Raw genomic sequence first — 17,547 nt, forward strand, 5'->3', positions numbered from 1 at the left:
GCCATGAACACCTTAAGATATAGTTTAAAATGGCGTTTAGTTTTAAGTATTACCTGTGCTTTTGTACTCATTTGGGCTGTTGCATTTGCTTGGCTATACTACAATATTGAACAGAAAATGACTGAAACCTTAGACGAACGTCTTTCTGCTTCAGCCCATATGGTGGCACGTCTGCTTGGTCAGATCCCTATACAGCAGCTTACTCATGCTGCTGAGCCTGTAGTATCTGAACTCAATAATCCTGATTTAATTGCTTGTGTTGTGTCTGTGATTAAACTGAATGTCGTTTTGGATCACTCTGTTGTTGCACAAACTAAAGGTGCTCCAACACAACTCGCTCAACAACCTGAAGGTTTTCGTACTTGGGTAGAACAGGGGGTATCTTGGCGAAGTTTTACCTTAAGGCAAGGACAGATTCAAGTCGTCGCTGCAGAGAAAGTATTATTACGAGAAGCCCTATTAACAGAGATATTAAAGTCAATTTTATGGCCTTTATGTTTAACGCTACTTTTATGTGTAGCTCTTATTTTATGGATTATTAAAAAAGAATTTAAATCAATAGAGCAAACTGCTCAAGTGCTACAAAATTACCAAGAACAATCTGTAGATAATATGAGTTTAGTTTACCAGCTCGACTCTGCTAAATTCCCATCAGAATTACAGTCTTTTGTAGAGAATATATCGAGTTTATTCGCTCGTTTACAGCATAGTCTAGAAAATGAAAAAAACTTTAGTGCTTATGCAGCACACGAGCTACGTAGCCCACTTACGGCTATAAAGATAAATGTACAACTGAGTCAAATTTTAGCACAACAGTATTCATCTGATAAAAAGTTAATGACCAGTTTAGCTGAAGCTGAACAGAGTATTCTGCGTTATCAGCATTTACTCGAGCAATTATTATTACTCAGTAAAACTGAGCATCAAAGAGCTGATCAACAAGTCGAGTTAAGACTAAGTTTAGTATTAGAGCAAATTTTACAAGAGTTAAATGTGCTATATCCTAATATTGAACAACAAATAACTGTAGATTGGGCCAGTCTAAATACAATTTATATTTCTGAACAAGCACTAAAAATAGTCCTGTTTAATGTGATAGAAAATGCATTAAAACATGCACAAAGTCGTGAAAAAATTGAGATTAGGCAAAAGAACAAAACGGTTATCATTGAAGATTATGGTATAGGCTTGGCACCACAAGAGATTAATTTAGCCACTCAGCGTTTTTGGAGAAAATCTGCTCAAACACAAGGTTATGGCTTAGGCTTAGCTTTAACACAGGCATTGATGCAACAGTATAACTATCGATTGCGTATTTATTCTAAGTCTGAGGGAGGCTTATTGGTTGAATTGGATTTTGAATAAGATGAATTGAGAGTAATATTGATGAAGAAGTATGCATTTTGATCTGTAAAGCAAATTGGATATTTCGAATCCAGAGTGTATGGAGAATATTATAGTTTCAAATATACAACACTTCGTTTTATTATTTTTGCTGATCAAAGATTTTAAATCGCTACAATAAATTTACCTTTTAGAAAAGAAGATATAACAGTATGAATTTTAAAGCGCTCTCTTTAGGAATGGGTTTGGTTATTGCATCAACAGCTGCTCTTGCAAAACCAGTAGACTACAAAATTGATCCAACACATACAGCAACAGTATTCTCTTGGAATCATATGGGTTTCTCTACACCTTCTGCGAATTTTACAAATATTCAAGGAACGATCCGTGTAGATCTGGATCAACCTGAAAAGTCTGCAGTAAATGTGACAATACCTGTGAGCAGTGTAAATACTAACGTTGCAGTATTGGATAAAGAATTCCAAGAAAAAGCATGGTTTGATGCAGCGACTTATCCAAACATTACATTTAAAAGTACTAAAGTCGAATCTGCAGACAAAAAGAACTTTAAAATCACAGGTGATTTAACAATCAAAGGTGTGACTAAACCTGTAGTGTTAACTGGTAGCTTAAACAAACGTGGCGTTCATCCAATGTCTAAATTAGATACAGTTGGATTTAATGCAACAACTTCATTTGATCGTTCTGCATTTGGTATTGGAAATTATGTGCCAAATGTAGGTGATAAGATTACTGTAAATATTACCACTGAGGCTTCTGTAGCTAAGTAATATTATTTAAAACAGTAACCTGCATGATCTTTATTGAAGATTATTGCAGGTTTTTTATTGCCTGTAGACTTACCAAATGGCGACATTTTTCCTCATTTTTACGCCATTTTAGGGTGTAAAAAATAAAATCTGCACCAGAAATGCACCACAAAAATGAATATACCTCTCCTATAAAACGTGGTCAAAGTTGGCGAATTATTGTGCCTTACTATAGAAAAATATATTTAAATACATCAGATGCAAGTAGAAAGTCTGAAAAGTAGGCAGAACTTAATTTATTTGAATTAAAAATTGGTCAAGCTCAATAAACTGTTCAATCGTTGGTTTTTACTAAATTGAATGGTTCAAAATATAAAATTTAATGAGACTGTATAGAAACTAATTGAAAAAAATTAGATTTGTCTATGTGAGATCTTAAAAAGATATATAGAAAAGCCTAGTTATTAATAGAATTAGTTTATTTAAAATAAATTTTGGATATAAGTAAATATTGATTGTCTCTTCAATAATTTTATTATAGTCATAAAGCATTTATTTTAATTTATTTTTTTGTTTTAAATGTTCAATGTAAAAATTTATTTGAAAAATATTTTATCTAAATGATTTTTATAATAGAAAAAATTAAAATCATATGATTAGAGTAGTCTGAATAAATCTTATCATTAGTTTGGCTGAATTAAGTTTTTCTCCATCGTACTCATAGTTTGACAATAATTAATTTTTTTACTTAATGTGATGTGATGATTTTTCTTTTTTTTAATTCAAATAAGATATTTAACTAATGCCTAATTGGATAGTGGGTCATTAAATTCTTTTAAGCGGATAGAAAGCTTCTCTCATATTTCACGTTAGCAAGTAAATCTTGTGTTTTTTGTGATGTGATGGTCTGAAACCTAATTTTTTAGTGATGTCACGGATAGCAATATTATTTACATATTTTCCAGTTAGAATAATCATAATAAAGTTTTTTAGATGGACGTATTTTTGTTGATTATATATAAGTAATTGAAATATTAAGTTATTTTTTGCTGTATTGTTCAGTTGCAAGAGAATAGATAAAATTATATAGCTTATTTAAGATGATAATATTTAATTTAATATGATTTTTATTTATAATGCAAGATTAATTCTTTTTATGATCAAATGAGTAAATATTGATCAAAACAATAAAGAGCTTTTCATACGAATAAATTTAAACTCCTTGAAGGATCTGCTTAAGTGTACCATTATAATCAAAAAAATATGATAATGAATTGGAGTGATTTAAAAAAATGTTGCTTTATCTTATGCCTAGCAAGTTTTGAAAATTCTCTATGGATTATGTGGAGAATATTTGTTGAAAATAATCCAAATTATTGGATATATATAGATATAGACTTTATTCGATCATTTTTATTTCTTGATTTTACATACTTGATTATATTTTTAATATTAATACTTGTTTGTTGTTTCTATAGAAAGAATAAATTAAAACAAAATACGCTTAAAAATTTTATTTTATTATTTATTACAATTTATTTTTTATCTGATGGATATTTCCTTGGAATTTTTAGCCCTGTAACAATAGGTGTGTATGTCTGTTTTTCAGGAATATCTTTAATATTATTTGAGAGGAAAGAGATTTATTTTTTTATTTTATCTTCAATTTTATTTTTCATATTTTTGTTTTTATTAATTTATAATAAAATCTTACCCTATGCTCCAATTTTTACTACTTATGGAAAAGAAGCAAATCTAATTGATCATCCATTTGTGCTTGCTACGATGGCATACTTTTTTTTACCAATGGTTTTGATTTGCTTTGTCGTTGGTAATAATTTAATCAGCCAATGGTATCTAAGGGAAAGAAAATTTAAGTATTTGAGTGAAATAGATTATTTAACAAAAGTCTTTAATCGCAGAGCATTTTTTGAGAAAACTAAGGAAATAGATGAGTTAAATTATTCTATTATATTAATGGATTTAGATAATTTTAAATCAATAAATGATATCTATGGACACTCTTTTGGTGATCAGGTTTTACAAACAACGGCAGATTGTATAAGTAAAATAATTAGAAGAGGTGATTTATTTGCTCGTTATGGCGGTGAGGAGTTTATTATCTTGGTACGAGAAAATAACTGTAATGATGTATTGAGTATCGTCCAAAGATATCAAGACCGAGTTAGGAAACTACATTTTATATATAACAACAAAAAAATATTTATAACAGCAAGTTTTGGTGTCTGTGTATCTGGAGAAAAAGATAATTCTCTGGAACGAAAAATTATTTCTGCAGATAAAGCATTATATAGAGCGAAGCAAAATGGTCGAGATCGAATTGAGGTAGATGTTGAGTGAGGTACAGTGGTTAATCTAACAGTTGATATGGTTTAAAGTTTTAGTTCAATTGTCTAGAGGGAGATATGCAATGATATTCGGTTGCATTCGTTCTCTAAATGCTGCTGGATCGGCCTTGATAATGAGAGCTGACCGCTGATACCGAATGATCACTTGCTCTAACTTAATAGATAAGCTCTCAATGTCTGAATCAATCACTAAAGATATAGTCAAAAACTGATGGTGTGACATAGCAGATGCAATGCAGCTGTCAAAGGAGTGGGATGAGTGGTTTTAATATAATTTTAATCATCTAATTAATTTTAAAAATGGTATAAGCTAAAATGACATAAAGCCTTAATCGAAAAATTAAGGCTGTTAGATTTGTTTAAATAATAAAATAATTTTCATATATGTTATATAGCGTGAGTATTTAAATCATTTGAAATTTTATTCTAAATATGGCTGTAAACTTGTTAAAGAACATTTATTATTTATACACGCAGCAACTGCTTGTATAGTACTTTCTATTAATTCGACTGCTGATAAAATAGAAGATGCTGCAGAAACAATAAAAGCAGCACCACCTGTAACAAACCAACTTGTTACCAATGCAGTTGCTGATGCTACAAGTTTTATCCACCCCCAAGCTGACATTCCATCTTTTATAGCGATTACTATTGCTTTGAAAATACCTAATGCCATCAACTCTGCTAATATAGCCAATAAAGCGGTTGCTTTTTGAATAGCAGTTTTCGCTTCAGTAAATTTTTGAATTGCATCTAAGAGTTGATTGAGATTTAAATTACTAATGCGATACCAAATAATTTTTGCGATTGTATCATTAAATGAAATCTTTAAGCCTAATAATGAAAATACAAATGCAATGGCATTAAAACTAACCTTAATTATACCTTGTTGGCATGGATTAGTTGGTAATTTGATTGAGTCTAATAATAATCCGTCTTCACTATAATTTGAAAACTCTTTTTGTTCAGCTATATCTTGCAAAGTGGGTGTTGCTAAAATCTCATCTATGAGCTGTTCCCGTTTTTGATTAACCTCATCTGAATATTCAGGAAACCAACTAATAATTTGGTTAATTGCTGCATTTAATTCATTACGATCAAAGGTTTGCTGTACTGTAAGGGTCATAGAAAATTCTCTCTTTAGATAAAGGTAAAATCATTAAACTATTAAAATTTTAGTCTTGATATACCTGAAATTGGTTACTATTAACTTAATTTGAATGAAAAAAAAGTCGATAAAATTTTAATAAAAATATTAAAACTACACTGTTTTCACTCTAATCTAAGTAATAAAATTCAAGTTTTCTATTCAGTCCTATAGCATAATTAGCATTGCAGTAAATAATGATACTTTATTTAGAACTTTATATTTATTGACGGTGGTTGTAGGTTTTAATTAATGTTTTTTATAAAATGATCAATAATTTTAATATTAATTTATTTGAGTGTATATGGTAAAATTCTTTATTAAAAGTAATCATTCGTACACTGAACCTTTTTTATGGTATGAGATTTTTATGATTTCTCATTGCAAGATTCAGCTCATGGAGTCTCAATTGAAATAAATACCTACCCTAAAGCCTAGTGAAAAATTATTTTACAATAATAATTAGATATAAAAATTAGACGTATTAAAAGATAAGCTATTTAATAAGTGATGCTTATTTATTTAGATATCGAGCGAAATTTTTATATCATGAATCAATGTTTGGTGACTATGAGTTGAAGTATAGTTATATTATAAAATAGTGTAGATATTAACGGGAAATCAATTTTTATCTGTTTTATAAGTCATTTGGAGTGTTTATGTTCATCAATTAATGTGTATTGATGGTGAGTTAAGAAAAATAGTTCTTTTGTCGTGTTGAGTGTTTGGAGTTTTAATTCAAAGTGTCTTTGTTGTTGAGCAAGAGTTATTTGTTTGAAAGTATCTGTGGCAGCAACTATTGCAAACAATAAGCCCAATTAATGTCTGTGATTGTCCAGAGTTTTTGCCAAGCCAACTCCATAATTCTAGAATGGTCATTTTGATTTTAGTTATTTAAAAGATTTTAAATTTTACTGGGTTTTGATCGGAGCATCAATCAAGTGAACTTTTTGAGCTATTTGCAGGTATTGCTTTTTACAAATCAACAAAACTTATTCAATTAACACAATTTTATGAACGCCAATATTTGTAGCTCAGTAGCTATTAATTTTATATTGATTTGTTTCACATAAGTAAACTTGTAATGTGATGTGGATCTGTTTAGTGTTTAAATACACATTAACTTTGGATATGAAAATGAATAAGAAATACTTAATTTTAACAATTGTATTGAGTGGAATTGTAGGGGGAATTATCGGTTTTGTGATTTATTCTCAACTTTTTGCACGTTACGATGCAGTTGTTACTTCGTGTGTGATCACCAATCAGGCGGTTGAAAATAATATGCTCACAGCAGAGCAGGTTAAACAATTAGGTTATCTAACGGGTAAAAGTTTGAACTCAAGTCATAGCTCGGTTGCGAGTAAATTAAAGTTATCTGATGCTCAAATCAGTAATGCTTCAAAAGATTCCGTGTGTAGTCAATTTTTAGTGGGAGTGAATCAGGCAAGCAAATAGTATTGGATGTTCAGCAATCTGATTGATTGTTGAATAGAGCTCAATGTAGTGAAGTGTGGCAAGCGATTCTTGGTAAATTATTTCAATTTTAAATTTCTTGTTAAATATAAGTCACTAATTTAAATAATATATTGATGTATTTTGCATTTTTAAGTATTATTGCGTCGGAAGTCAACTAAACTGCTCCTGTGGAGCAGTTTGGTTTTTTATATACCTATATCGAGTTGCATAAGCTAGATATAGGTATTTTTTTTATTGACATTAATATAGTTTTTTAATTAATTGGGCTGTCGCCATATCAGTTTTAGCTGATACCTCTTCAGTAGTATTTGCTCTAACGTCTTTATATTTTGACTCCATATGCTTCAATAAGTAGTCAAATATTGAAGCATGCATGACGAATAAAAATTTTAAACTCGGGAGAGTGATTAACTTTTTCAATACTTTTTGAAAAATCTACTTGATATAAAATTAGAAATAATTCATTGGTGGTTTTTAAAACATGAGATTAATTGTCCTATTAACGAGTATAACTGTACTTACTGCTTGTGCTTCAATGAAAGAGCAACGGGTTGCTCCTGATTACGAGACACGTGAATGCGCAAACTACAGGTTGATGCAAACTGCACCATTGCCACCATATAATCATGAAATGCTTAAAAAGGCGTGCCTTTAGTCTAACCAAAGGAAATAATGCGTAGTGATCGTGACTAAACTTTAGTTGATCAAAATGTCATAGGAGCTTTAATTTTCTCTTAGTGATAAGTTCAGTATGTCAAGCTTAAACATCAAAATAATTTTATAAATTGAGGAACAAAATATGAATAAGGCAATAGCTTTTGTGTTAGGTGTGAGTTTTATGTGGCCTGTAGCATATGCACAAGAATTGAGTAGTATTGCTAAATATCCAAAGGCAGGTAAAAACGAAAATCGCAATGTTATTTGGCTTGAGAAAATTGACCATGAAGAAAATTACAAAGTTGAAATTATCGCGACTAAACAAGGGATGACCGATTGTAATACTCGTTCTTATCATACAGATTTAAAAAAGAAAGATCTTAAGGGATGGGGCTACGATTATTTTGTAGTGGGTAAGGCCGATCAAGTAATATCAACTTTAATGGGCTGTCTTGATAATAAAAAAACATTAGCAGACATCCCCGTTGTTCTTCCTGCGGGTGAGTCTATACAACGCTATAATAGTCGTTTACCTATAGTTGTTTATGCACCTAAAGATATTCAAATAAAATATAAAATATGGAAGGCGGATAAAATTGTACCTGCTGTTATCTCCAACGAGTAATTTTTCACGATTATTGAATTAACTGTTTCAAGGAATGGCGACTAAGTACACTTGAGTAAAGTGCTTAGTCATCATAAATTAAATCATCCTCGTGAATATTGATAAAATCTGGCTTCGGGTCTGTTGTAAATTGTACATAGTGAATTGATTGCATTCCTAATAACTTGGCTTTACAGACGCGATGCATGCCATCCATTAATTTACCTTGAGCACAGAGTATGATTGGATAGCTAAGGTCAGCTTCTTGGATTAACTTTAGATGGTCGATGATCTCTTGTGTGCTTGGATGATGATCTGGATACCAGTAGGGTTCATCTAATTCCCTAATATCTTTAAGTGATATTTCTTTCACTTCAAATTGCTTGGTCATCATAACAAGGTGATCAACATCCCAAATAAGCGTGTCATTTTCAACTTTTCTAAAATGATATTGTTTTCTCATACTCATGCCATACTCAGACGGATAAGCATTAGAGCATAAAGTGATTCTTTTGTTATGTATATTATCATCTTAAAAAAGATCAAATATGTACTGAAAGAAAAATGCACGATTAAAAATATGGTTTGGCAAACAGCAAAAGTATTTCCAAAGATAACTAAAATATAAGGACGTCCTCAAAAGATATAAAAATATCGCCTAATGACTGAAATATTCTGAACGAGCAGGTTATGGTTTTATAAGTTCTATTTTAGAACTTATAAAACACATTGTGCTGTTCATATAAAGAATAGGCAGTAATCTTTATGATGCTGAGGGATGATTCAATGACAACTCATAAACAGGTTGAAAATAAAATGCACTGGGATGCAATTGTAATTGGCGCAGGAATTGGAGGATTATCAACTGCCGCATTTTTAGCATGTAATGATAAAAGCACATTATTACTAGAACAATATAATGTTGTCGGTGGCTGTAGTCATGTATTCCGTCGAAAACGTCAGTGGGAATTTGATGTTGGAATTCATTATATCGGTGACTGCGGTGAGACAGGTCAAGTGACCACGATGTTGAACAGTTTAGGATTAAAAGAACGAATCACTTTTTTACCGATGGATGCAAGTGGCTATGATACGGTTGTAACACCTAATCATCGGGTAAAAATTCCTTATGGTTGGGATAATTACTTGGCGAATCTTATTGAGGCTTTTCCTCATGAAGAAAAAGGTTTAAGACAGTTTATCCATATTATTTCAACGATTGGAATGGCAATTGATCGTAGCCGAACACCTGCTTCGTGGGCAGGAACGTTGAAATTCACTTTTGATGCAGGCTATGCATCTAGATGGGCAATGATGCCTGTGAGCAAATTACTTGATGCATGCAAATTAAGTACGGAAGCGAGAACGGTCGTTTCTGTTCAATTTGGTCAGTATGGTTGTATACCTGCAAAGGCACCAGTGATCGTACATGCGGGACTACTACAAAACTATATTGAAGGAGGGGCTTGGTATCCTAAAGGTGGTGGACAAGTGATCGCGGCCAACTTAGTCGAAGTGATTCAAGCGCATGGTGGCGAGATAAAAACTCAAGCAAAAGTTGAACAGATTTTAATAGAACAAGCGAAAGTGCGTGGTGTAAGACTTGAGAGTGGCGAAACATTTTATGCCGATACGGTCATCTCTGCTGCAGATCTGAAAAAAACCTATCTCAATATGGTCGGAGTTGAAAACTTACCTAAGCGATTTGTTCGAAAAGTAAAAAACTATAAAATGAGTGATCCTTTCTTTAATGTGTTCTTAGGGCTAGATACAGATTTACAGCAATGGATGCCAAATACTAATTATTTTTCTGTACCCAGCAATGAACCTTTGGATAAAACTGCAAGTATTTTAGGCGATACAGGTCATCCTCAGTTGACACAACAACAGTGGCTCAATAAAGCTGAAAAATGTTTACCAGCTTTTATTCATTCGTCTACTGTTAAAGACCCACATAATCACAGACATGCCCCAGAGGGTTGTTCAACATTGGAAAGTATGACGATGGTACCCGCTCAGCGGAGTTTTTGGACGAAAGCAACTGATTCTGAAAAATATGGTCGCGATCAGCATTATTTAGATTTAAAAACTCAGCTCACTGAGATTATGATTCAACGTGTTGAAGATGTTTTACCTGGTATTAAAAAGCATATTGTTTGGCAAGAGGCGGCAACACCGTTATCACATGAACGATATACACTTTCAACTCAAGCAACTGCATACGGCTTAGAATGTAATACTCGTCAGTTTGGACCGTTTCGACCTAAGTCCAAAACGATTATTCCTGGATTATATTTAGCAGGAACAAGTACAACATGGGGGCCTTCAATTGAAGGTGCATTCTTAAGTGGATTACATGCAGCTGCTGCAATATTGGGGCGTGATTTAGATAAAGAGATTAAATCGGGCGTGGTCTATGCAAATCAAAAACAATTACCCCCACAAAATGATCAATGGGATCCATTAAAGGTTTCTACGAAGTTAAGTTAAATGCGCAAGTAAATTCATCAAAAAAGATATTGGCAGTTGTACTGCCATTATCTAGTATGGATATGTTTTTAACATCCGAATGCTTAAGAGTGGAATGAAATTTTTATTATTGATTATTGGTCTAGTATTGACTATGCAAAGTAAGGCATTAACGCCGCAAGATTTTGAGCAAGGCTATTACCACTTACTGAATCAGTTTATGCAGTTGCAACAACAACGCGCTGAGTTAATTGCAGCTCAAGATGAAGCTGGTTTGACTATAATTGAACAAAAAAAACTACAAGGATTAGACTGTTCCATATGGCAGGCTGAGTCGAATTATTATCAATATATTGTTGAGAAATTTTCTCAATATAGTGATTTAATGCGACGTTCAGGTGCAGAGGTGATTGACAGTCGAGCAGATTTTCAAGATGCACGAAGCGATTTATTAAGACAAATAAATGACCCTAAGAATACATGTCAGAAAACAGGCTAAGTATGCCTTACGGGATATTTAATATTGATTATAAATACATTCAATCGATTAGCACTTTTGACTTTAGTCATTCATGCTTAACTGTGAGCTTAGTTTAAAGTCTTGGTCTTTCATCCAACCTGAAGTATCACGGCCTTGTTTGTCAATATACATTACATATAACCACGATATGCCTTCATAATTAAACTGTTGATATGCCACAACAGTATCATCAGGAATTAAAAATAGTTTACTGTTTTTACATTGGCTTGAAGGCGCATTGTGGAAATAACTTCGGAAGCCTTTTTGACCTTGCAATGTAAAAAAATACTTTGTACCAAACATAGTGCCATTTTCATCAGCAATTTTAGATAATTGTTTACAGTCCAAATCTGCTGATGAAGCAGTACTACAGATAATGAAAGCCAAAAACACTAAATATTTCATACAGTGCGTTATCCATCTTAAACATGTTAGTCGAACAATGATGATATTCAGTTCACTTTTAATTTAATAGTGTCCAGTATACTTTTAAATCTTATTGATCGCTTAGAGTAAGAGTGGAGGACGTTAATTATTTACTCGATTCTCAATTTAAATGGGAGATTTAGTGTTTTTATGCTCCCATTTATATCGTTGAGGTTAATTTAGAAAATCAATATGTTCAATGCAGGCAGAGAAGCTTGTATCACATGTATGACGACCTGTTTTACTCGCATAGCGTAAATCTAGCTGTTGTAATGCCAGTACAAGGGCGATCACAATGATCAGCACAGCGATTTTTACCAAGGGAGTGATCAAGGTATTCATTTTAGTCTCCATAGCAATGATGAGGTTGAGCAAGTTTTCGGACTAAAATTAGTCCTAGTACTACAGCAATGCCTAAGATCACTGCTGCAATAAGGTAAATTTGTGGATATGGCAGAGCATGCTGCAATAAGTAAGTAAAGAGAAAACCAGCACTAAACTGCGCAATCGCAAAGACGACTACAGCAATTCCCCAAATTTGACGTTGTAATGAACTTGGAACCAACTCAGAGAGTAGCGTTGCTGTCAGTGATACAGTGGCAGGGTTGAGTAGGCCGCTGAGAAAAGAGGAAACAATCAATATAGGGGTTTGCGTCCAAAAATTTGGTAAGGCCACGGCGATTGCATAAAGAAAATAAAGTCGCCATAAGGTTGCATAACTGGTCCAGCGTTGTAGGCACATATACGTGGTAATCGCACCAAATACAGAGCCTAATCCATAAACCATCCAAAGCATATTGGCAAAATTTTGGCTGTGGTTGAGATGGTGAACAACAAAATCAACCCAATAAATACTGTGAGGAATATAGCCAACAGCACTCATAAAATAAGTCAACATCACTAAAGCAACGACATAATATTGTTTAGGTGTTAAAGGGGTATCAGTATGAGTAAGTTGATTATGGTGTATTTCAGTATGACGAAGTGGCCGCAACATTAGGGCGAGTGCTAATGTTAGAAATAAACCAATGGCAGCAAGCGCATACCAAGCAACTGCAACACCATAATGGCCAAGTTGAGGTAATAATGTGGTGGTTAATAACACACCAAGACCGATACCGCTGAATGCGATTAAACTGAGTTTGTATTTTTGTTCTGGTTCAACACGTTTTAGACTATAACTTGGGCCGAGTACCATTAATAAACCACCAGCAATACCCGAAATTAATCGCCAGAATAAGTACCAAAGGTCTGGCAGATCCGCTATACCACAGCCAAGCAGACTAAAACTACCGAATAAAGCACTGAGGATCAGGCTGCGGCTGACCCAAGATTCCGAGATGAACTTAATTGCTAAAATAGCACCAATAAAATAACCCACTAAGTTGGCATTGGCCAAATCACTGGCAAATGCAATATCCCACCAGTTTTGGTCAATGGTCATCGGCATGATTGCAGTATAGGCAAAACGGAGTATTCCGATACCCAAACTGGTTGCACAAAGTGCAATCACCGACAAACGCTGAAAATGATTCATTGCATTTGCTTTCATAAAAGTATTGTGTTTATTTAATGCAGTTTTTACTATCAAGTGAAATGATTTAAAGTGATACCAGCTATCTCAATTTGAGATAGTGTGCTCAATGGACTTGCTCAAGGAGATAGAGATGCAGCTTAAATCTTTAGAAATATTTATGGCTGTGGTTGAACATAAGAGTTTTTCTTTGGCTGCTGAACAACAAAATACGGTGCAGTCGAATATTACAAGCCATATCAAAAAGCTTGAGCAAGAGCTGCAATGTGAGCTATTAAGTCGTCAAGCTCCCATTAAAGTCACAAGCGCTGGGCAGCAACTGGTAAATTATGCAGCACAAATGCTGCAATTGCATCGTGATGCTAAATCACACTTTTTGCATGATCAACTCAGTGAGAAGGTTCCTCTTAAAATAGGCAGTATGGAGTCTACGGCAGCTTTTCGTTTGCCCTATGAATTACATACTGTTTTAGAGCAAGTCCCGCGGTTAAAGTTTAATATTTTTACTCAACCCTCAAGACAGCTGATCGATGCAGTTTCACAACATGAATTAGACTGCGCATTCATTGCTAATACTCAGGATGTACCTTATTTATTTAATCTTCCCGTATGGCAAGAAAAGCTGGTTTTAGTCGCAGCTAAACACTTAGATGTACAGCTCACAGCAGAAAACTTATTAATGCATCGTTTTATTTCATTTCGACAGGGATGTTTTTACCGTCGCCGTATCGAAATTTTTTTGCAAAGCTACGATTTACCTGCCAGCCAAATTTTAGAAATGGGGAGTCTCGACGGGATTGTCGGCTGTGTGAGTTTAGGAATGGGACTCGCGATTTTACCCGAGCGTTATATACGACAAACTCATTTTAGTGACACTTTGCAGTATCTTGAAATAGATGAGCAAATAGCTCAAAGCACAACATATCTTATTGCACAGCAAACAGAAACATGGAGCAGTAATTTGAAAGTTTTTATTCAGTATTTTCAAGAGAAAAATCGTCTGGCTGAGCAGTTGAAGTCACCGCAAAGTCAAAGATTGGCTGAGTTTGATTTGGTTTAGGGTAAATATTGACCCTTAATATCGTTTTGATTAAAATCACATCCCCATCAATAATGAAGTAGAGGAGACCCTGAATATGTGCAGATTAAATTATGCACTCTTTTTTGGTATACAAGCTCGCTCAAGTTTTTCCGAAGTCGCATCGCGATAATCTCGGCATGAGCGAAGTAAACAACTAAAAGCCCTTCACTCAGGCTTCTAAGATTATCGTCATAAATTTTGGCGAGGGTATTTTTTACCCTGAAAATCTTGAGAAAGTTATGAGTACTTTAATCTCTATACAGTCATTATCCTATGACTTAGCATCTGGTCCTTTATTGGACACTATCTCTTTCACCATTAAAAAAGGTGATCGCATTGGCCTAATTGGTCACAATGGTTCTGGAAAAAGCACATTAATCCGCTTGTTGTATGGTGATCTTACTGCAAAGAGTGGAAATATTGCTAAATCGAATCAATGTCTTATTGCTCGTATTGAACAGCACTTACCCAAAGATGTATATGCCTTGACGCTCATACAGGCTGTACTCGCAGCTTTACCTGTAGCAGAGCATTATGAAAATGCGTGGAAGGTGGAAGTACTGTTAAGTGATATGGGGTTTAAGCCTGAAGATTGGCATCTCAAGGCACAGTCATTAAGTGGGGGTCAACATACTCGTTTACTGATGGCACGTGCATTAATTACTGAGCCAGACTTATTACTTTTAGATGAACCAAGTAATCACCTTGATTTGCAGACATTGCTATGGCTAGAAGCATTTTTAATGCGCTGGCAAGGTACGTTTATGTTGGTATCACATGACCAGCATCTCCTTGATCGTGTAACGAATAGCACGATTATATTGCGTGATCGGTGTTTATCATTTTTCTCTTTGGCCTGTACCGAAGCCCGAGTAATGCAGTTGCAACAAGATGAAGCGGATCAGCATCGTCATGATCAGCAGCAAAAGGAAATTCAACGGATTGAACGTAGCGCTAAGCGTTTAGCGATATGGGGGCAGGTTTATGATAATGAGAGTTTTTCACGCAAAGCCCAGAGTATGACTAAGCGAGTCAATAAATTAAAAGATGAATTGCTCGACTTGAGTGATGGCAGCCCTTGGACATTGCAATTAAATGGCGTTGCGATGTCTGCCAAGCGCTTGCTTCATTTGGTTGATATTCAAGTGAGTGTTGCACAACATTTGGCAGTGTTATTTCAATTTCAGGACAAACACATCAAAAGTGGCGATCACATAGCATTAATTGGAGAAAATGGATGTGGTAAGTCAACCTTACTGATTTATTTATGGCAAAGCTGGATTGCAGCAACACCAATGGATGCTATGGTTTTTCATCCTCAATGCCGTATGGGATATTACGATCAAAATCACCAACAGTTAGATGGTCAAAAAACTCTACTGGAGGCATTAACAGATTTTAGTTCATTGCCTACTGAAGGGCATAAATTGGCATTGATACATGCAGGTTTTGCTTATCATCGACATGGACAATTGGTGAGCAGTTTAAGTGGTGGAGAGCGGGCTAGACTATTGTTTGTTGCGCTATCTTTGGCTCAGTTTCATTTTCTACTGTTGGATGAACCAACCAATCATCTTGATTTAGAAGGTAAAGAAGAACTGATTTTGGCACTTCGGCAGTTTGCTGGTGCTTTTGTTTTAGTCAGTCATGATCGCGAGTTAATTGAAAAAAGTTGTAATCGCTTTTGGCTCATTCAAGATCATCATTTGGTTGAATATACCGATGTTGAGCAACTCTATGCTGAATTGATCACAGCAGATCAAATCATCCAACTACCATCAACTGAGTCTGCCCAGATGGTCGAGCATACGGTCACCTCAGCTTCAACAGCAGATGAGCTTTTAGATCGTTTATTAGCGTTGGAAGAAAAACTTACGATTGATCGAGCGAGAAAGCAAAAACATCAAAAGCCACATTTGCAACAGATGTGGCAGAAAGAAATTGCAATTTTACTTGAACAGTTAGATATAAATTAAGTGATATAGGTTGAAAAATGAAAATCGAGAATGTAAATACTTCAGATTATGCTGAACTGTTGTTGGTCTGGGAGGATGCCGTACGCGCGACACACAATTTTCTGACGGAAGCAGATATTGAAAATTTTAAGCCTTTGATTTTAGAACAGGGGTTTCCTGCGGTACAGCTTTATTGTGTAAGAGTGCAAAATGAAATCTTAGGATTTATAGGTGTTCATGAGCACAAGATTGAAATGTTGTTTGTGCGAGACCGTAGCAGGGGGCAGGGAGTCGGTAAGATCCTGCTGCGTTATGCGATTGAGGTATTGAAATGTCATCAAGTTGATGTCAATGAGCAAAATCCTCAGGCAGTCGGTTTTTACCAGCACAGTGGATTTAAAGTTATGTCACGTTCAGCGTTAGATGATGCAGGTCGAGCCTTTCCTATTTTGCATATGCAACTCGATGTTGAAGTTACTGAATAAGTAATTTTTGTTTATAGGCTAAATGGATAGATATAAATAGAGATTACTTCATCCGCCGACTGTTTGCGCTGGTTTTCAGTGGGCGGATGAGTTGTTTTTATAATGAAGGCATCATAAACCTGGCATGGAGACATAGTTTGGTAATGCTTGGATTCGTTTAAGCCATGCTTGGATATGGACATAAGGGCTAAGATCGATTGAACCTTCATGTGCTAAAGCAACATATGGATAAACTGCAATATCTGCTATGGTTGGGCGATTAATTGCGAGCCAAGTATGTTCGGATAAATGCGTGTTTAGGATAGTAAGTATTCGCTCCGCTTTTATTAAGGCGACTTGTTTATCGAGCGGATATTGGAAGAGATCAATTAGTCTAGCCGCACATGGGCCATGCTGTATTTCGTTGGCGGTCACAAAAAGCCATTGGCTGACTTCTGCTTGTTGTTGAGGGCTACTTGGCCACCATGCTTCACCTGCATATTTGTTTGCTAAGTAAATTAATATCGCCTGTGAATCACGTAAAATAAAACCATGATCGTCAAGTATTGGTAACTCACCAAAAGGATTAAGTTTTAATAATTCAGTCGATTTATGTTCGCCAGCAAGAAAATCAACAGCGATCAGTTCCAAATCAATATTGGCCAGCGCTGCAAATAGGCGGACTTTATAACAGTTCCCTGATAATTCTAAGTCATATAATTTCACAT

General features: G+C 34.6%; 17 protein-coding genes. 11 read left to right on the plus strand and 6 right to left on the minus strand.

Translation table 11 applies throughout. The features are described from left to right. The first annotated feature begins 3 nt into the window (after window positions 1-3). The 3 genes from Aru01_RS00875 (at window position 4) to Aru01_RS00885 (ending at window position 4,475) form a co-directional block, all read left to right on the plus strand. Window positions 4-1,365 (plus strand): sensor histidine kinase, encoded by a 1,362-nt coding sequence (locus tag Aru01_RS00875; protein WP_016656510.1) that lies wholly within the window; start codon window positions 4-6, stop codon window positions 1,363-1,365. 191 nt (window positions 1,366-1,556) lie between these two features. Then, window positions 1,557-2,135 carry a YceI family protein gene (locus Aru01_RS00880; protein WP_016656509.1) on the plus strand — a complete coding sequence of 193 codons (579 nt, stop codon included), beginning with the start codon at window positions 1,557-1,559 and terminating at the stop codon, window positions 2,133-2,135. A gap of 1,218 nt (window positions 2,136-3,353) precedes the next feature. Further along, window positions 3,354-4,475, plus strand: coding sequence for a GGDEF domain-containing protein (locus Aru01_RS00885; protein ID WP_016656508.1), 1,122 nt, complete (start codon window positions 3,354-3,356; stop codon window positions 4,473-4,475). A 429-nt stretch (window positions 4,476-4,904) separates the two neighbouring features. Here the strand turns inward: Aru01_RS00885 and Aru01_RS00890 are convergent, their stop codons facing one another. Continuing rightward, window positions 4,905-5,609, minus strand: a complete 705-nt coding sequence (locus tag Aru01_RS00890) for a hypothetical protein (RefSeq protein ID WP_016656507.1) — start codon at window positions 5,607-5,609, stop codon at window positions 4,905-4,907. A 1,158-nt stretch (window positions 5,610-6,767) separates the two neighbouring features. Here Aru01_RS00890 and Aru01_RS00895 point away from each other — a divergent pair. The 3 genes from Aru01_RS00895 to Aru01_RS00900 all read left to right on the plus strand — a co-directional run bounded on the left by Aru01_RS00895 (window position 6,768) and on the right by Aru01_RS00900 (window position 8,391). Further along, on the plus strand, window positions 6,768-7,088 hold the full coding sequence (locus tag Aru01_RS00895; protein WP_016656506.1) for a hypothetical protein: 321 nt from the start codon (window positions 6,768-6,770) through the stop codon (window positions 7,086-7,088). Window positions 7,089-7,590: 502 nt separating this feature from the next. After that, entirely contained in the window at window positions 7,591-7,764 is a 174-nt protein-coding gene (locus Aru01_RS18550; protein ID WP_217995749.1) for a hypothetical protein, read from the plus strand. A 144-nt stretch (window positions 7,765-7,908) separates the two neighbouring features. Further along, window positions 7,909-8,391, plus strand: a complete 483-nt coding sequence (locus tag Aru01_RS00900) for an ecotin family protein (protein ID WP_016656505.1) — start codon at window positions 7,909-7,911, stop codon at window positions 8,389-8,391. Window positions 8,392-8,455: 64 nt separating this feature from the next. Here Aru01_RS00900 and Aru01_RS00905 read toward each other — a convergent pair whose 3' ends face one another. Continuing rightward, entirely contained in the window at window positions 8,456-8,833 is a 378-nt protein-coding gene (locus Aru01_RS00905; protein WP_040331221.1) for a hypothetical protein, read from the minus strand. A gap of 323 nt (window positions 8,834-9,156) precedes the next feature. Between Aru01_RS00905 and Aru01_RS00910 the strand changes: the two genes are divergently transcribed. After that, window positions 9,157-10,860, plus strand: coding sequence for a phytoene desaturase family protein (locus tag Aru01_RS00910; RefSeq protein ID WP_016656503.1), 1,704 nt, complete (start codon window positions 9,157-9,159; stop codon window positions 10,858-10,860). Window positions 10,861-10,954: 94 nt separating this feature from the next. After that, complete coding sequence (locus tag Aru01_RS00915; protein ID WP_040331220.1) at window positions 10,955-11,338, plus strand: hypothetical protein; 384 nt, start codon at window positions 10,955-10,957, stop codon at window positions 11,336-11,338. Window positions 11,339-11,401: 63 nt separating this feature from the next. On the opposite strand, the gene Aru01_RS00920 is transcribed toward Aru01_RS00915, so the two are convergent. The 3 genes from Aru01_RS00920 to Aru01_RS00930 form a co-directional block, all read right to left on the minus strand. Next, window positions 11,402-11,764, minus strand: a complete 363-nt coding sequence (locus tag Aru01_RS00920; protein ID WP_016656501.1) for a hypothetical protein — start codon at window positions 11,762-11,764, stop codon at window positions 11,402-11,404. Between the two features lie 195 nt (window positions 11,765-11,959). Beyond that, complete coding sequence (locus Aru01_RS00925) at window positions 11,960-12,127, minus strand: hypothetical protein (protein ID WP_016656500.1); 168 nt, start codon at window positions 12,125-12,127, stop codon at window positions 11,960-11,962. A gap of 1 nt (window position 12,128) precedes the next feature. Next, window positions 12,129-13,322: a YbfB/YjiJ family MFS transporter gene (locus tag Aru01_RS00930; protein WP_042111039.1), complete on the minus strand. Its 1,194-nt coding sequence runs from the start codon at window positions 13,320-13,322 to the stop codon at window positions 12,129-12,131. A 130-nt stretch (window positions 13,323-13,452) separates the two neighbouring features. On the opposite strand from Aru01_RS00930, the gene Aru01_RS00935 reads away from it, so the two are divergent. The 3 genes from Aru01_RS00935 (at window position 13,453) to Aru01_RS00945 (ending at window position 16,840) form a co-directional block, all read left to right on the plus strand. Continuing rightward, window positions 13,453-14,379, plus strand: a complete 927-nt coding sequence (locus Aru01_RS00935) for a LysR substrate-binding domain-containing protein (protein WP_016656498.1) — start codon at window positions 13,453-13,455, stop codon at window positions 14,377-14,379. 260 nt (window positions 14,380-14,639) lie between these two features. Next, on the plus strand, window positions 14,640-16,376 hold the full coding sequence (locus Aru01_RS00940; RefSeq protein ID WP_016656497.1) for an ABC-F family ATP-binding cassette domain-containing protein: 1,737 nt from the start codon (window positions 14,640-14,642) through the stop codon (window positions 16,374-16,376). A gap of 17 nt (window positions 16,377-16,393) precedes the next feature. Next, complete coding sequence (locus tag Aru01_RS00945; protein WP_016656496.1) at window positions 16,394-16,840, plus strand: GNAT family N-acetyltransferase; 447 nt, start codon at window positions 16,394-16,396, stop codon at window positions 16,838-16,840. Between the two features lie 111 nt (window positions 16,841-16,951). On the opposite strand, the gene Aru01_RS00950 is transcribed toward Aru01_RS00945, so the two are convergent. Next, complete coding sequence (locus tag Aru01_RS00950) at window positions 16,952-17,545, minus strand: glutathione S-transferase family protein (RefSeq protein WP_016656495.1); 594 nt, start codon at window positions 17,543-17,545, stop codon at window positions 16,952-16,954. Window positions 17,546-17,547 lie beyond the last annotated feature (2 nt).

Origin of the sequence: Acinetobacter rudis (genome assembly GCF_000829675.1) — a bacterium.
Classification (GTDB): domain Bacteria; phylum Pseudomonadota; class Gammaproteobacteria; order Pseudomonadales; family Moraxellaceae; genus Acinetobacter; species Acinetobacter rudis.